This is a genomic window from Microcoleus sp. MON1_C1 (genome assembly GCF_036701945.1).
Lineage (GTDB): Bacteria > Cyanobacteriota > Cyanobacteriia > Cyanobacteriales > Microcoleaceae > Microcoleus.
Window position 1 is genome coordinate 1 of sequence record NZ_JAUBRO010000047.1, and the last position, 16,954, is coordinate 16,954.

At 45.1% G+C, this 16,954-nt stretch carries 14 protein-coding genes; 6 read left to right on the top strand and 8 right to left on the bottom strand.

Going from position 1 to position 16,954, the window contains the following annotated elements; translation table 11 throughout:
- Positions 1-124 precede the first annotated feature (124 nt).
- Together QUA62_RS22735 and QUA62_RS22740 are read left to right on the top strand one after the other, a co-directional pair.
- Positions 125-1,609 carry a serine/threonine protein kinase gene (locus QUA62_RS22735; RefSeq protein WP_445301701.1) on the top strand — a complete coding sequence of 495 codons (1,485 nt, stop codon included), beginning with the start codon at positions 125-127 and terminating at the stop codon, positions 1,607-1,609.
- Positions 1,610-1,641: 32 nt separating this feature from the next.
- Positions 1,642-2,916 (top strand): serine/threonine-protein kinase, encoded by a 1,275-nt coding sequence (locus QUA62_RS22740; protein WP_333406901.1) that lies wholly within the window; start codon positions 1,642-1,644, stop codon positions 2,914-2,916.
- Here the strand turns inward: QUA62_RS22740 and QUA62_RS22745 are convergent.
- The 3 genes from QUA62_RS22745 to cynS form a co-directional block, all read right to left on the bottom strand.
- Positions 2,908-3,498: a type IV pilin-like G/H family protein gene (locus QUA62_RS22745; RefSeq protein WP_333406903.1), complete on the bottom strand. Its 591-nt coding sequence runs from the start codon at positions 3,496-3,498 to the stop codon at positions 2,908-2,910. The genes QUA62_RS22740 and QUA62_RS22745 overlap by 9 nt on opposite strands.
- Before the next feature lie 55 nt (positions 3,499-3,553).
- A complete protein-coding gene (gene clpX, locus QUA62_RS22750) occupies positions 3,554-4,936 on the bottom strand; it encodes an ATP-dependent protease ATP-binding subunit ClpX (protein ID WP_333285050.1) in 1,383 nt (460 codons plus the stop codon).
- Positions 4,937-5,163: 227 nt separating this feature from the next.
- Entirely contained in the window at positions 5,164-5,607 is a 444-nt protein-coding gene (cynS, locus tag QUA62_RS22755; RefSeq protein WP_190662463.1) for a cyanase, read from the bottom strand.
- Between the two features lie 454 nt (positions 5,608-6,061).
- On the opposite strand from cynS, the gene QUA62_RS22760 reads away from it, so the two are divergent.
- The 4 genes from QUA62_RS22760 (at position 6,062) to QUA62_RS22775 (ending at position 12,228) form a co-directional block, all read left to right on the top strand.
- Positions 6,062-6,409, top strand: coding sequence for a slr1659 superfamily regulator (locus QUA62_RS22760; RefSeq protein WP_333406905.1), 348 nt, complete (start codon positions 6,062-6,064; stop codon positions 6,407-6,409).
- 144 nt (positions 6,410-6,553) lie between these two features.
- Positions 6,554-8,692, top strand: a complete 2,139-nt coding sequence (locus QUA62_RS22765) for an ATP-binding protein (RefSeq protein WP_333406949.1) — start codon at positions 6,554-6,556, stop codon at positions 8,690-8,692.
- 543 nt (positions 8,693-9,235) lie between these two features.
- Entirely contained in the window at positions 9,236-9,511 is a 276-nt protein-coding gene (locus tag QUA62_RS22770; RefSeq protein WP_190662469.1) for a hypothetical protein, read from the top strand.
- Between the two features lie 131 nt (positions 9,512-9,642).
- A complete protein-coding gene (locus QUA62_RS22775; RefSeq protein WP_333406951.1) occupies positions 9,643-12,228 on the top strand; it encodes a PAS domain S-box protein in 2,586 nt (861 codons plus the stop codon).
- A gap of 93 nt (positions 12,229-12,321) precedes the next feature.
- Here the strand turns inward: QUA62_RS22775 and QUA62_RS22780 are convergent, their stop codons facing one another.
- From QUA62_RS22780 to QUA62_RS22800, 5 genes are all read right to left on the bottom strand, one after another.
- Positions 12,322-12,783 (bottom strand): VOC family protein, encoded by a 462-nt coding sequence (locus QUA62_RS22780; RefSeq protein ID WP_333406953.1) that lies wholly within the window; start codon positions 12,781-12,783, stop codon positions 12,322-12,324.
- Between the two features lie 492 nt (positions 12,784-13,275).
- Positions 13,276-13,761 carry a glutathione peroxidase gene (locus QUA62_RS22785; protein WP_333285059.1) on the bottom strand — a complete coding sequence of 162 codons (486 nt, stop codon included), beginning with the start codon at positions 13,759-13,761 and terminating at the stop codon, positions 13,276-13,278.
- A gap of 290 nt (positions 13,762-14,051) precedes the next feature.
- Positions 14,052-14,945, bottom strand: a complete 894-nt coding sequence (locus tag QUA62_RS22790) for a DUF2382 domain-containing protein (RefSeq protein WP_333406955.1) — start codon at positions 14,943-14,945, stop codon at positions 14,052-14,054.
- Positions 14,946-15,166: 221 nt separating this feature from the next.
- Positions 15,167-16,021 (bottom strand): DUF2382 domain-containing protein, encoded by an 855-nt coding sequence (locus QUA62_RS22795; RefSeq protein ID WP_333285063.1) that lies wholly within the window; start codon positions 16,019-16,021, stop codon positions 15,167-15,169.
- 390 nt (positions 16,022-16,411) lie between these two features.
- Positions 16,412-16,927, bottom strand: a complete 516-nt coding sequence (locus QUA62_RS22800; protein WP_333406957.1) for a DUF1499 domain-containing protein — start codon at positions 16,925-16,927, stop codon at positions 16,412-16,414.
- Between the last annotated feature and the right edge of the window lie 27 nt (positions 16,928-16,954).

The window sequence follows — 16,954 nt, forward strand, 5'->3', positions numbered from 1 at the left end:
AATCAGTTGACGTGCCATAACTTATCACCTCTAAACAGTATCTTTATTCTATGCAACTTCATGTAAAATTGGTATCAATGTTTATTTAGTAGACTTCGGTTTTGCACGAATTGGAGGCGGAAATATCGCGGCTAGCAGCGTTGTCAAAGGCACGATGGGATTCATGCCGCCGGAGCAAATGTTCAACCGAAAATTAACAAAAGCATCCGACCTTTACGGCTTGGGGATCACGCTGATTTGCTTGTTAACTGGTACGAAATCTGCGGATATCGGTAATTTAGTTGATGCCAATTATGGCATTCATTTCCGGCATTTAGTACCGCCGTTGCAGCAGGGTTGGATGAATTGGCTGGAAACGATGGTAGCGCCGAGGATTCAAGATAGATACAAGTCGGCTGTTGATGCTTTGACGGCTTTGAGGTCTCTTGATGTCAGCCGTTTACCTAAAGTGAGAATTGAGCGCGATCGCCTTCAATTCACCGCCACAGAATTTGGAGAAAAAGTAACACAAACCGTTACCGTAAGCAATCCAATTCCCGATACAATTTTAGCAGGTAGATGGGAAGTCGCACCGCATCCAAATGACCCGCCTCATACTCCTTACGACCACCCTTGGATTTTCTTTGAAACCTATAAATTTGAAGGCAATGAGTTTGAGTGTAAAATTACCGTAGATACGAGCAAATTGCTAGCGCGTCAAACTTATCAGCGCCAGATTATACTCCACGCGAATTCCGAGCCAGATTCCCATACAATTGCTATTCAAGTTAAAACTGCTCGTCTTCCCGAACCTAAAGAAACGCTATATTTATTTGGAGAAACACGGATTTTTATGTTTTTCTTTATCTTAGTCGGTTGGGTGCTGAGTGGCGAAATACAGCGACTAATTTTTTTGATTTCTGTAGCCGTGCTAGTCACTGGCTTTGCAGCAGCAGAAAAGACACTCAACGCAGAAGTGAATGGAACTGAAGTAAATTGGTTTGCGTCGGTCTTTGGATCAACTTTGGGAATTACAGCCATCGTTCTTGCAGCAATTACTTTTGAATCAATTTTTGGTAGTGGTTTTGGTAATACTACGGGTAAAGCAATCGCTTTGCTAGTTTGTTTTGTGGTGTCAGCTTTACTTGGTGCTTCAGTTACGAATAATAGAAACTTGACAATCGCGGCATTTGCAGTTCCTGGACTTGTGACTATGTTCTCTTCTTTGTTTTTCCTGATAGTGGGAGATATATCGGAATTACCTTTGTGGATTGCTATGGGAATGCTCTATCTTATTTTGGTTAGTTCTGGTTGTTGGCTGGTAGTTTATAAATTAGCTAAAGCTATGATTTACGCTCAGCTTAAAAGAGGTTTTTTTAAGCACGATGCTGTGGCTATCGCATTTCTTGCTGCTGGCTTTTGGATTAGTTTAGGAGCCGGACTTCAACAGTCTTTAAAGTGGGAAAATGAGATAGGATCGGTTGAGACTATGAAAATTTTAGCTGTAGCAGGAAGTGCGATCGCCCCTCTCATCGTCACTGCTATTCCATTACTTAATCTGATTGTTTTTAAAAGAAACAGAATCATTGCCGAATATCGCAAATCCGAGCCAAATTTGATTAAACCATAACCAACCGTACTTTTATAGTAGCAAATTATCTGATGAACGCATACCCCGATTTTTCCAACTACGGCTATCAAATAACTCGCGAACTCGGACACAATCGCGCTGGGGGGAGAGTTACCTATCTCGCTACCGAAATTAATACCCAACGTTCCGTCGCCGTCAAACAATTTCAATTTGCCCAAACAGGAGCTAATTGGACTCAATATCAAGCGTGCGAACAAGAAACTCAGATTTTGCGAGAACTGGATCATCCCAACATTCCCCGCTATTTAGATTCCTTCCAAACTGCATCGGGTTTTTGCATGGTACAGGAATACAAAAATGCCGATTCTCTCGCTATTTGGCGCCAGCTAACACCGCCGCGAACCAAGCAAATTGCTATCTCTGTTTTAGAAATCCTGAAATACTTGCAAAACCGCGTTCCGCCAGTAATTCACAGAGATTTAAAACCGGAAAATATCTTGGTGGACGATCGCCTGAATGTCAGCCTTGTCGATTTTGGATTTGCTAGAATCGGCGGGGGAGAAGTGGCCGCCAGCAGCGTTGTTAAAGGTACTTTGGGCTTTATGCCGCCAGAACAAATGTTCAACCGCCAGCTAACAGTTGCATCGGATTTATACAGTCTCGGCGCGACGCTAATTTGCTTGCTAATCGGCATCAATTCTACTGAAATTGGCAGCTTGATGGACGATACGGGGCGGATTAATTTTAAACACTGCTTACCGCAACTAACTCCCGAATTTCTTGACTGGCTGCAAAAGATGGTGGAACCTAATTTCAAACACCGCTATCCTTCCGCCGATGCAGCACTTAATGCGTTGATTCCCTTAGAAGTAGTTCAGCAGCGCCACAACTTAAAACCGGTACTGATATCAGTCGGAGTATTAACAGCAATTTCTGCTATTTTTATTCCGCTTTTTGGGAAATCTCCCGAACCTCAAACATCAGTAGATCTCAAACGAGTAATCAACTCAGCAAATTTGAACCCTAAGACTCAAGTAATGTTAACTGACGAATTAGAATCAACGAAACTTAGGGATGTTTGGTCTTTGAAACAAAACAAAAAAGTCTATTTTGCTGTGAGTGCTACTAACTTGGCAGAAGGAGAATATAGAAGTTATTGTAAGGTAGTCAATCCTCAAGGAACATTGGCAGCCCAGAGTCAATCTTATTTAAAAACGACGGGCGATCGATTAAATACTTGGTGTTGGTACAAGTTTCAAAAAGGTGACAAGCCTGGAAATTGGCAGTTTCAATTTTACTTAGACGGTCAAAAAGTGACGCAAAATAGTTTCAAGGTTTTACCTTAACTTAGTTGTTCCGGGCTGGCAGTGAATTTCTTTGCCGTCAAAAGTTGGCGGACTCCAAGTTTCTGCATAAGTTGCGTTCACCCCATTGCTCTCGCAAATGGCAGCAATCGTTGTTATCATATCGCTACCCTTTTCTTTGTAAGAAAATACTGCGCCCGTGTAGGATTTCCCGATACTCATATCATTAGGTTTGGCGATCGCGCTCGCGCTTTCAAATTGTGCCGGCTCGCGCTGATTCTGCAAGGTTTGAACTGGCCCCATTGACGATCCGATCGTGTAATTATGGTTATCTGCCTGTTCTTTAATTCCCAGACCCAATTTTGCAATGGAATCGCTAAATTGACCGTATTCTGCATAGTAAGCTTGCTGCCCTCGATTGATGCTAGCAATATATTGTTTTGCTTCCGAGAATTCCGTACCGCTGAAGATGGAGAGTGTACCGAGTCTAAAATCGTAAAATGACGCCATGATGCCAGCCACAACCGCGCTGTAAATTGCAATCCTCGGCAGCAAACTGGATACTGGCCATCTCGATTTTTTACTGGCTTTAGCTACATTGACTGACATTTTTTCAACTGTCATAAAGTAAATTTGCCAAGCTTGTAGGGTGCGCTGCACACACCCTACAAACTATAAATTATGCAGTTTCGTGCTGTTTGCGCCAAGCGGGATGCCACAGCAATTCGGCAGTCGATCGCTTCTCGACCATTTCAGGAGTAATCATACAGTGAGCCACATCCTTACGAGAAGGCAATTCGTACATCACATCGAGCATTAACTCCTCTAAAATGCTGCGGAGAGCTCTCGCGCCAGTTTTGCGACGATAGGCTTCCTGGGCGATCGCCCGTAGCGCTTCCGGCTGGAATTCCAACTCCACGCTGTCCATCTTCAACAGCTTTTGATACTGCTTCACCAGCGCATTCCGGGGCTCAGTCAATATCTGCATCAAAGCTGCTTCATCCAGCGGCGAAATCACCGTTACCACCGGAATCCGCCCGACAAACTCAGGAATCAAACCAAACTTGACTAAATCGTCCGGCTGTACCTGCTGCAAAATATCAGCCGCCCGCTTGTCTTTCGCCGGCAAAGTCGAGTTGCTGTCACTTTCCGTTGGCTGAATAAAGCCCAAGGATTTTTTACCCAAACGCTGTTCAACTATTTTTTCCAAACCGACAAAAGCACCGCCACAAACAAATAGAATTTTGCTAGTGTCAACTTGAATAAAATCTTGGTAAGGATGTTTGCGGCCGCCTTGCGGGGGCACGTTAACCACTGTTCCTTCCAACATTTTTAGCAGCGCTTGCTGCACTCCTTCTCCTGATACATCCCTAGTGATCGAAGTGTTTTCGCTTTTGCGAGCAATCTTGTCAATTTCATCAATATAAATAATGCCACGCTGCGCCGCTTCAACATCAAAATCCGACATTTGCAACAGCCGCAGCAAGATATTTTCTACATCGTCGCCGACATATCCAGCTTCTGTCAGAGTCGTCGCATCGGCTACCGCAAACGGCACTTCGAGCATTTGCGCCAAACTTTGCGCTAACAAAGTTTTGCCACAACCTGTGGGGCCCACTAGGAGGATGTTGGATTTTTGCAGTTCTACATCGCTGTCAGGGGAAGACTTGTCGCTATCTTTAGCTTGGTCAACGCTCAAGCGCTTGTAGTGGTTGTAAACTGCTACAGAAAGGACTTTTTTTGCTGAATGCTGGCCGATGACGTGGTTGTCTAAATGCTGCTTAATCTCTGTTGGTTTCGGAATTTGAGCTAAAACGATTTTCGATTTGTTCGATCGACCCGGGCGCCGCGTTCCTTGTCCCTGAGACTCTCGCACCTCTGATTGGGGAATCTGTTGACCAATTGTTTTACTGGAGTCAAAGAACTCCTCCTCTAAAATTTCATTGCACAGTTCCACGCATTCATCGCAAATGTAGACGCCGGGCCCAGCGATTAACTTGCGGACGTACTCTTGCGACTTGCCGCAAAACGAGCATCTGAGATGGGAGTCATATTTTGACATATTTGCCTCTTACTTTACGGTTGCGGTTGCTTGTTTCGACTGGGGAAGTTGCCGCGGGAGCGACCTTAGCTTTGCCCTAGAAGGGTTTCCCGAGCGGACACCCAAGCCAGTCAAGCTTCGCGATCTCTATTTCTAAGTTAACACTTTTGAGGCTTCAGTCATTAGTCATGAGTCATTCGAGCAAATTTGAATTTTTATTTTTCACTTGAAAGTAAAGCGGCCCGGGCTTACCATTTTTTGTATTCCAAAAATTTTCCCGACATAATTATTTTCACTCGATCGCCTTTTGGGTCTGCTTCTTTCTCGACATCCATAGTAAAGTCGATCGCGCTCATAATCCCGTCACCAAATTTTTCCTGTATCACTGCTTTGAGCGGCATCCCGTAAACCTGAATTATTTCATAGAATCGATAAAGCAGAGGGTCAACTGGAACCGAGGCATCCAAAGAACCTTTTAACGGAGGTTCACACAGAACCGCAGCCGTCTTGCTATCTAGTCCCAAAGCCGAGACAATTTTCTCGGCTTCCTCTTCTGATGCGGTAGCTTGACGGTAAATAACCGCAGCAATCCAAACTTCGTCGCGCCCCAAAACTTTTTCCAAATCTGCAAAACTAATTCCCTTAGCTTTTTTAGCCGCCAAAAGCTTTTCTGTAATTCCTGAAATTGCCATTAAATATTCTCCCTTTCACTTCAGTGTCAGATGTGCAATATTTCTCACATTTTGGTGATTTTGTCAATACTAATTTGAGAATAAAAATCGAATTGATAGCTCGGAACTTCAGCAAAAGTTGGTCTCGTTAACCCCCACAACTCATACAATTTGAGATTTGAGATTTGAGATGTTAGATTGGCAATGACTGATGACTACTAGGGTTGAGAGCTAGTCAACAGTTGCATTCTTTTTGCCAACTGGTACCACAACTGATACAACTGAGAAATCCTAAAATAACTCATAACAGCCCTGCGACAATGGTACAGTTGGCAGTATATGTAATAAAAGTTACACACGCAAAGGCCTTCGGCATTCGGCAAACGGCTGAATTTTGATCGTGCTAGCCTGAAGCTCAATCCTCGCTCACGCAGGCAAAGCCCCTTTACACTCAAAACCGGCAACTGACAAAAGTATGGAGATTCAGACCAAAGATTACACGATCCAGTACGATCGCGCTACGCAAACAGTCACCTGTAGCGGCTCGTTCCGACTCAGCCAGGTGGAAGAATACGCACCGATCGTCGATCTGCTCAACGAAGTGGCTGACTCCTGCCCAAACACGGTGACTCTAGACTTGCGAAAGCTAGAATTTTTAAATAGTTCTGGAATGAATATTGTCTCAAAATTTGTGATCAAAGTGCGCCAGCAAAAAAATATTCAAATCGCCATCAAAGGTTCTAAACAGATCCCCTGGCAGATAAAATCCCTGAAAAACTTGCAGAGGCTGATGCCTTCCTTGCACCTAGAATTGGAAGAGTAGCGAAAAAGGTAAAGATGAATCCCCGGCTAAGTCCGGGAACCAGGATGAGGGTGGCTGAAGTTAATCGGAATAAGTCATAGTTAAACTAGCACAAAACCGTAAAAAACTTCAGAACAGACTAAAAATTACCAATTTTCAATTGCTATGCAGGAAGAACCATCGACAGAACAGCTACTTTTCGACGTTCAGCGGCTGAGTGCGGAACTTGAAAACTTGAAGCGCGAAAAGGTTGACCTAGAACTTTTGCTGGAGACTACCACCGAACATTCAGATACGATGGAAGCTCACTTGCTGAGCAAAGCTGAGTTGGCGCTGCGTTCAAGCGAAGAGCAGTTTCGGGCGATCGCCTCGGCAACTCCCGTGCCGATATTAGTTTCTCGCCTCTGTGACGGCTTAATTATGTATGCGAACGCTCAATTGGCTTCTCTCCTGAACATACCCCTAGAAAAATTGATCGGCTGCAGCACTCCAGACTTTTACTTCAACCCCGCCGATCGCCCAAAGGTACTTGAGGCACTTGCTAAAAACGGATACCTCCAAAACTACGAACTCCACTGCAAAAAATCAGACGGCACCGCTTTCTGGGCGATGATCTCGGTTCAGTCGCTGGTGTTTAACGGGCAGCAGACGGCATTGTGCGCCTTGTACGACCTCACCCAGCGCAAGGAAGCAGAACAAACCCTCCAAGAGAGCGAAAAGCGGCTCCGCCGCCAGAGTTTGGCTTTGTTGCAGCTAGGTCGGCAGAGGACTCTCAATAGCGGTGCGCTGAATGTGGGAATTCGCGAAATTACCGAGGCTGCAGCCCGGACTTTGGATGTGGAAAAAGTCAGCGTCTGGCTTTACAACCAGGGAAGATTTGGAACTCGCTACCCGAGCGATCCCCAGCTAAATTTTACCGAGAGAGTGCTCGCCCACAGCCAAACAGGGCCACTCGATAAAGAGGCCGCTGCCCCAGAGCAAGACGAGGGGGTTAATCATTCTAAGTTTAAAACCCCCAACCTCAAATTAGTTTGTCTCGACTTGTACGATCGCACCCAAGAGAATCATTTGAGCCGGGAGTCCATATCGGCAAGCGATTTAAATTTATCAAGTTTAGATGTTGAAGGCGACGCACCGGGCGAAAATTTGCGATCGGACAATGCTTTAGAACCTACGACAAAGACTCAAAAATCTCTACAAACAGATTTGTCCCACTCATCTTCGGTAGCCGAACATTCCGCTGTGCTGCCAAATGCCAGCAAGCCCAATTCATCCATATTAAATGTAGCAATTAGGCTCGGCGGGCAGATCGTGGGCATCCTCTCTCTCGAACATATCGGCGCGCCCCGCCAGTGGGCTCTGGAGGAGCGCACCTTTGCTGATTCTTTGGCAAATTTGGTAGCGCTGGCGATCGAAGGATTTGAGCGCCAGCGGGCTCAGGAAGCACTCTCCAAAGCCAAAGCGCAGCTAGAAATGACCGTCGATCAGCGCACCGCTCAACTCACCGCCGCCAATAAACTGCTCCGCATCGAAATTGCCGAGCGCAAAAGAGCCGAAATAGCCTTGCAAGAAGCCTTACACAAAGCTGAAGCAGCTTCGAGAGCTAAAAGCACTTTTTTAGCCAATATGAGCCACGAGCTGCGGACACCGCTAAACGCGATTATCGGTTACAGCGAAATGCTACAAGAAGAAGCACGGGAATCGGGACTCGAAGACATCATTCCCGATACCCAAAAAATTTATAACGCCGGCAAACATTTGCTGACTTTAATTAACGATATTCTAGACCTTTCTAAGATAGAAGCCGGTCGGATGGAGCTTTATTTAGAAAAATTTGACCTCAGTAATTTAATAGAAGAAGTCGTTGCAACTTTGCACCCTTTGGTCGAAAAAAATCACAATCAATTGCAAGTTTCTTGCTCTGAAAATTTGGGAGTGATGTATGCAGATTTGACTAAAGTCCAGCAAATTCTGTTTAATTTGCTATCCAATGCCCTGAAGTTTACCGAAGGTGGAACGGTGCTGTTGAGCGCGACTCGCGAACCAGCAGGCGGGAGCGATTGGGTTTATTTGCAGGTATCTGATACGGGGATTGGAATGTCGGTCGAACAGCAGCAGGGTTTGTTTGAACCTTTTATTCAAGGGGACGCTTCGACTACTCGCAAGTACGGCGGCACCGGTTTAGGATTGGCCATTAGCCGCTTGTTTTGTCAGATGATGGGCGGCGATATCACGGTTCAGAGTCAGTTGGATGTTGGCTCTACTTTTACTGTTCAGTTAAAGGCAGAAGTTGATATTAGTTAAAAGCAAGTTGGGCAACTAGAAATGTAGGGGATTTAAGGGATTTAACGGGTGGGGTTTTGCCAGGAATTTTGTACCGGATTTAACGGATTTAACGGATGGCAAAAGAGGGAATAATTCCCCAATTACCCATTCCCCCCTTACCAATTAGCCATTACCAATTACCCATTCGCTTTTTAATTGTGACACCGATCGCGATCGACCTCTGTTGTCGATCACACAGTAGCATTTTTTTTCAGCCTAGAATACGTATATTATCCCAAAATTGTCCTGCAGGCACGATCGGGCGCCTCGCTGCATTTACAAATCCCACCTCAACCTAATTAAGGGGGTGGGGGGTTGCTTCCAGAAGGGCAATTTGGTAAAAGTAATGCTATGGTCGCGAAGCAGTAGAAGGCAAAAGTTAACAGGAAATCAGGAAGTTTCAAAAGTCTCTGGACGCAGAAACACAATTCTGCTTTTTACCTTCATACTGCTTCTACAGGCGAGATAGCACTGCTGCTGAAAGCAATGCACAATTTCTCAGAATCAAAGGAGTGCATCTACATGATTAAACCTTGCAGTCAACCGCTACAAATAAATCCTTTTACTTGTTATCGCGATCCGGCTACAGGCAGGTGGACTACTGTAGTTACAAGTGTTCCAAACACTTGCGAAACAGACTCTAGTTTAAAAGCAGAAGCCGAAGGCGAAAACGAAGGTAAAGCAGAAACGATCCTTTCTGCTCCGCCTGCTGTCTCGGTGTCGAAAAAAGTCCTTTCTTTCTCCGTGCCTCAGTTTAAACACCGTGCCAAAAAATCTGCTGTTAGTGTCAGCAGGTAGCTATCGCAGGGGTCTAATCTAGTTTCCACGGTTAGTCCCCGGCGCTCGTCAAACCAAACAAAACAAACTTATCCATAGCCTAAACAGCCAAAAAGCGATATACTGGCAGCAAACTTTCTCCTTCAATATCCGTGAAGTATTTGCTCGATCGCTGCCTCCGCTTTGTATGGACAGAGCGACCAATTCGCCAGCGGGGAACAGTCATCATTGCTATTCCCATGATTCTTCTGTTTGCTTCGCTGCTAGCAATTGCACGCCTCCGGGAGATTACTCTAGAGATAAGAGAGCGAGCAGATACTAATAGGGAAATACTTCAGGAAACTAACCGCTTGTTAACCCTCGTGGTGGATGCGGAAACGGGCATTCGAGGTTACGGGTTGACGAAGCGCCCCGAATTTCTCTCACCCTACTCAGAAGCCAAGAAGAGTTTGCCTCCGCTACTGGCTGAACTCAAGGTTATGCTTCAAGAAAACAAACTGCAAGCTCAGCGATTTGAAGGTATAAAAAAAAGTACCGAAGAGCATATAAATTTCTTGCAAAACACTTTGAATAAGCTCGACAGTTCGGCAACAAGCGTGCAGTCGCCGGAAATAATTGAGGTGTTCACTCAAGGCAAATTGAGGAGGGATAACCTGCGCGCAAAAATTAATACCTTTTATGAGGCCGGCGAAGCCTACCAGAAAGATCTAGATCAGCAAAGACGAGGTTTGATAGATTTCACTAATTTTGTGCAAGTTGCGGGTTTGCTTTCCGGCTGTTTGGGTGCAGGGGCTTCCTGGTATTTATTTGATAGTTTAGAGAAGGAATTGAGGAAGCGCGAAGCTGGCTTGGAAGAAAGTAAAACTCGCATTCAAGCTGTAGTAGACAATGCGGCTGACGGTATTATTACTTTGGACGCACAGGGAAATATTGAGTCTTTTAATAGGGCAGCAGAAAAGATTTTTGGCGAGAAAGCCGATCGAATAATTGGCTCGAACCTGCGGCGGCTGATAGCTCAACCGCAGCCGTACAGCAGCGTGGGAGATTATTCAATCGAATATTTTGTGTTACATCCCGATACTACGCTGAAGGCTTACCAGCAAGAAACAGTTGGACTTCGCCACGACGGGACTAAGTTTCCCATGGAATTGGCTGTCAGCGAAATGCGTCTGGCCGATCAACACTTGTTTATTGCAATTTGCCGCGATGCCAGAGGACGGAAACAAGCCGAGGAAACTCTGCGAAAGCAAGCGCAAATGCTGGATTTGGCAAACGATACCATCGCGGTACTAGACTTGAACGGGGCAATTTCTTATTGGAATTCGGGGGCAAAGTGGCTCTACGGCTGGCGGAAATCACAAGCCATAGGAAAAAATATTCACCAGCTTTTACAAACAGAATGGACTCAACCTTTTGAGGTAATTCAAAAAGTCTTTTTCGAGCGGGGTTCTTGGCAAGGGGAACTGGTGCGTACCAAGGCAGACGGCACAAAAATAGCGGTGGCAAGCCGATGGACTTTGCAGCATGACGATCAAAATCAACCCGTGGCTATTTTGGAAATCAGCAACGATATTAGCGATCGCAAACGCTCAGAAATTGCTTTGGCCCAAAGCGCGCAGCGGTTTCGCGCCACTTTTGAGCAGGCGGCAGTCGGCATGGTTCAAACCAGTGTGGAAGGCAAATTTCTGTTAGTCAATCAAAAACTTTGCGAAATTTTGGGCTACAGCCGCCAAGAATTGGGAGAGAAAAGATTTCAGGACATTACTTGGCCCGGAGATTTGGCAAGCGAACTGGAACTTTTGCGCCAATTGTTAGCAGGAGAAATTGAAAATTTCTCTCTGGAAAAGCGCTACATCTGCAAAGATGGAGACTTGGTGTGGGCAAACTTAACGGTTTCGCTGCTGCGAGAACAAGATGGCAGTCAGTTTCTGATGGGTGTGGTAGAAGATATTAGGGAGCGCAAAAAAGTAGAGGAATCGCTGCGGTTGCGCGCTCAAGAATTGAGGTTGACAGCCCAAAATCTGGCTCAAACCACGAATGTTTTAAGAAAGCGGAATCAAGAATTAGACCAGTTTGCTTATGTAGTTTCTCACGATTTGAAAGCGCCGCTCAGGGCGATCGCAAATCTCAGCAGTTGGATAGAAGAAGACCTCAGCGAGTCGATGACAGAGGATACTCTGCACCAAATGAACCTGCTGCGCGGCAGAGTTCACCGGATGGAAGGTTTAATTGAGGGACTGCTGCAATATTCCCGCGTCGGACGGATTCAAGTGCCTTCAGAAATGGTAAAAGTTGAGAATTTATTAGAAGAAATTATTGATTCGTTGGCGCCGCCGTCTGAATTTGAGGTGAAAGTTGAACCGGGAATGCCAAATTTTGTCACCGAAAAATTGCCGCTACAGCAGGTTTTTTCTAATTTAATTAGCAACGCAATTAAGCACAACCGAGCTGAATCGGGTTATGTAAAAATATCGGTTAAAGAGTTAGATAATTTTTACGAGTTTTCTGTAGAGGATGACGGGCCGGGGATTGCTCCTCAATATCACGATAAAGTTTTTGTGATTTTTCAGACCTTGGAAGCTCGCGATAAAGTAGAAAATACTGGGATTGGTTTGTCGCTGGTGAAAAAAATTGTCGAAGGTCAAGGGGGCAGTATTTCCCTCGAATCTGCCGAAGGTGAGGGAGCAACTTTTCGGTTTACTTGGCCGAAGCAACCTATTAGCCAAGAGGGAACATAAAACAACTTTAAAGGTAGGATGTTTGCGGATCGCCGCGCTCCACAGAGTAAATGTAGGGTGCACCCGGACTGCAAAGAACCAGATAGCGACTGTTTAAACTGCATCACAACGGATTTCGATGATAAATCCATCAGGATCGTAAAAGTAAATGCCGCGTCCTGTAGCGCGAGTGACGGGGCCGCTGTCGATCGCAATTTGATTTGACTTTAGCACTTCCAGAGCGCGATCGAACAAATCCGGCTCTATATCGAAGGCTAAGTGGTTGGCGCGGGTAAAAGCTTTCTCCGGGTCTGGGTTTGGCGGTTCTAAGTCGGGCTGCCAAAATAAGTCAATAACAGTGCCGTCAGGCGTAACGAAATTCGCGACTTGACCAGCGGCTACCATTTCTGTTAAAGTTGCGGGAATTTCTGCACCTGTTAGTTCGTGCAGGCCGAGAATTGTACCGTAGAAGTGACGGGAAGCTTTCATGTCGCGCACGTTTAAAGCGATATGGTGAACGCGGCGCAAATTCCCCGGCGCGAGAGCAATTTTGACGTTGTTTTCGGTAGTTTGCATGATTTTCAATTGCGAATGTTCAAATTGAATCTAGTTTGATTTATTCAGATCCTCTGCTGTAAAATAAGCATTTTAAGTGGGTAGTGAGGGCTGGAACCCTCCGATTTCTAGGAGGACTTCAGTCCTCGCTACAAAGACTTTTATTCAGGTCGTGCGATCGCACATCATATCGATTAGTATTATTTTTCTTTAGGAAACGATCGCACGCCTACAAATAGCATTGCCAGACCACCTGCCAGAATTGCGAAGGCAAGTAAACCTACCACTAAATCTAATCCCGATGTATTTTCCATTAAATTAAACCGTTCTCCAATTAAATACAATCATCGGTATTTGTTCATGGTTGAGTGCTTGCACACAATGGGGAAGATCGCCAGAAAAAAATTAGCTCTTAACTTCTTAGAAAAAAAGCCTATTAATTTCTTCCGTCTTCCCTAAACATCCATCCCTTAAATCCGTTAAATTCGGTACACTGCTTATTTGCCGAACTGCTTATTTTGCCAATTCTCGATCGATAGCAGCGATCAGTTCGGGCGAATCGGGGCCAACACTGCTGCGGAATCTAGCAACCACTTCACCCTGTTTGCTAACTAAGAATTTCTCAAAATTCCAGGAAACCTCACCCTTGGGATCGACTGCATTCGTAAGCTTAGCGTACAGCGGGTGCTGCTGAGTGCCTTTAGCGCGTACTTTGTCAAATAATTCAAAGGTGACGCCGTATTTTGTAGTACAAAAATTGACGATTTCTGGATTACTTCCGGGTTCTTGACCTCCGAAGTCGTTACAGGGAAATCCTAAAACACGGAGTCCAGCCGCGCTGTACTTCTGGCTCAATTCTTCGAGCCCTTTGTATTGAGGTGTATAACCACATTTGGAAGCTACATTAACTATCAAGAGTACCTGGCCAGCGTACTCTCCTAGCTGCTTGTCTTCGCCTGCGATCGTTTTTACTTTAATGTCGGAGATTGTGCTGGGCATTTTCAAATACTTTTAAATTTGACCACCACAATTTTACCGCAATTGGCTACCATTTTGTCTAGAGGTCGATTGCTAAAAATTTCAATATCCCGGTCGGGGCGGGTTGACCGAGCTCGCGCTTATATTATAGATATGGGTGAACCCGCCCCTACCAAAATTACGGTTAATTTACCGAACACGATCTTAGTAGAAGGCGGTGAACTTTCTCCCCAGCACGACTCGCCACAGTCCGCTCTTAGATTTAAGTTTCTCGCTAATAGCTAAAATCTAGACCGAAAAGGACGAATATTTTAACTTTCTGAGTGGTGTTCCGTCATCCATTTTTGGTAAGTATCCTCAAGTTGCTTGTCTTCCAGAACGAGTTCTAGGCGGACTTTGACGCAACCGTGACGGGGTTGAGAGGCGATCGAATTTAAGATCTTGCTAGCTTTCTGGACAGAGGTAAATTCAGCCTTAACTGTCGGTTCTTGCCGATCGCTCTTAATCTCCGTCAAATCTATACCGGTGATGTTTCCCTCACCTAAATCTATTTCGGCCAACACCTTCGGATCGTCGCCGACTTGTTCGACAATCAGCTTTTCCCACTGGATGGGTACTTGGACCATCCTAGTTTCAATTTCTTTACGCACTATGACTTCGCCGACTTTGCGCTTGCTGCGATTGATCACCAATCGTTCTTCTAGCAGGCGAATTACTTCTTGATCGACAATATCGAAGTTTTCCTCATCCTGATCTGTCTCCAAATTTGCATCTGTGCGATCGGCATCTGTTAGATTTGACATATCTGTTGAGGGATTGGTTAACTCACTGTTGTTAAATTCGCTATGCGTTTCAGAGGCATTTTCTAAATAGGGATTACCCCCATTTGCCGAAACTATCGGCAGCAGATCGACTTGATCCGAATTAATAGTTACAAACAGCGACTTTTGGTGATAATCGACTTTTTTGAGCAGCTTAATACTTAATAAAAAAGTGCGGGGATTTTCGCTACCTAGTCCGGCTACTACAAAGTTTAACTGACCTTTAGCATCAAAATAGACATCTTTAATTTTGCCTACCAAGTGACCTTTGTTGTCTTTGACGGTAAAACTTTTTAGCTTAGTTCTGACTTTTTCAGGCACCCGGTTGAGACGGGTGATTGATTTGGCAGTTGCTATCTTTTCTGCTGATGCTTGACCGTTCATTTTTTAAACTTTCCTGCTTAGGGATTTTTATTATGAAGTGGTAAGGGGAAATTGGTAAAGGCGGGGAAAGGGCATCAACTTTGCCAAAACTAGACAAGTGTTGTACCCCCGCCCCCGCTCACATAGGAATTGCGCGATCGCTACCCATCAAATCAAGCCCGCGCCCTGACAGAATTATGTCATTAAGGCGAAATTCCTATGCAATACCTGTTGCGGTTGGTTTAGATATTTTTATTATCTACAACCGCAGTTCCATCGGTCTTAACCTCTAATTCTTCACGACGCAAGGTTTCTTCGCCCTCAACAGTGGTGCGAACAACTTCTTTTCTGACGTTGACTTCTTCCCGGACGAAAGCTTCCTTGTGGATGTCGGCCGTTTCTTCGTAGACTTCCATGCGTGCAACTTCCCCTGATTGGAAGTCAGCCTCACCGACTGAAACTACTCGACCCGCTTCTACCGGGGTTACTCGATCGATTACGACTCGTTCTTTTTCAATGGGGACTGAAGCTCGCGCTGTTTCAGTTTCGACGCGCTTGCCCACTGTTACTTCGCCTGTTTTTGCGCGGTGTTTGTTGGCAATCAAGCGTTCTTCATAAAGCTTGAGATTTTGGTGCTGCTGTTCGTTGGTTTCGTAGAGGGGGCGGTCCATATCGTAGTTGTAGCTGCTGCGATCGTAGCTAGACGCAGTTGCAGTGCTTGGAGCGGCAGTTTCTTGATTGCGGTAGACGCCTCTTACCTGTTCTTCGCGATCGTAATCTACTGCTTCTAATTCATTGTAAGCCGGCAATTGTTCTGCTTGAGCTTTGTTGCGAAGGCCTGTGGCGTGGACGCGACGGGCTCCGTAGTCGAAGCGAGCCGAACCGATGGGCAACAATACTTTTTTGCCAAAAATCCAAATACCGGTATCAATTACCAGATAGCGGAAACGACCAGTGTCATCAACCAAAGCATCATAAACAGTGCCTACTTTTTCATCAGAGTCGCCAGCATAAACATCAAATCCCTTGATGTCGTCTCCAGCAAAGATCTCTTCCTGATAGTTAGGATAAAATTCTGCTAATTTTTGAAGTGCCATGTATTTTTTCCTCTTTGCTCTACTTACATTAATAGTAGAAATTAATTCGTTCAGTTCCCTCTCCCTAAAGTCAGAAGTGTATAATTTAGGTTGTTTAATACTATAGGAATACTACGGCATCTCTTCTGGTGTGGTAGCGCACTCAGCTATTTTAAAGATTCTAAAACTCTACAATCGTCAATCTTATAACAAGTATTAAAACTCAAAGCCAACCGTAGGGACACCGCATTGCTGTGTCCTACTCCCCCTCCAGGAGACTCCTTCGCGGTGTACCTACTGTTAATAATTGTTAACTAGATGGTGAAAAATCAACATTACATAGTAATAGCAAAATATCAAAGCCCCTCATCTTGCAGGAGAGGGGCTTGCGGAAAGCTAGAAATTTTAAGTTCAGAGTTGATTGAATTCAGTTCTAATAGCTTCTATCCGACTGCGGTTAACTCCCATATCCGACTCTCCCAGACGCGAAGCCGATCGCACATGGATGACTTTTGCTTCATCATCTACCAAAAATTCAACGTCATCAACAAACCCCATCAAAGCACTGGTGAACTCCGCATAGAGGTAATTATCAGTTGCCGTGATAATTTTAGTTTTTCCATAGGAGTCGATCGCCCCTTGGAGCTTTACCATCGCTTCACTCTGGGACGAAGTGTATGCCAAAGGCTCAATTTTGTGTTCGGCATCTTGACTGAAGCTGCTGACGCAGTTGGGGGAACTCGGGCACGCTGCGAGTTTTCCTGACTGAATGCCGATATTGGCAGGTCTTGTTCCAGCAAACATTGTTTTTTCTCCTGGAATAGCGATAAAACTAACGATCGACAGTACCGCTACTGCTAGCAGTGATATTAAAATAACCAGAACTTTTTTCCATGCTGTCGGGGATTTTGTTTCAAATGTTTGCAAAGGATTAGCCCTCCTGAAAGTATAAAT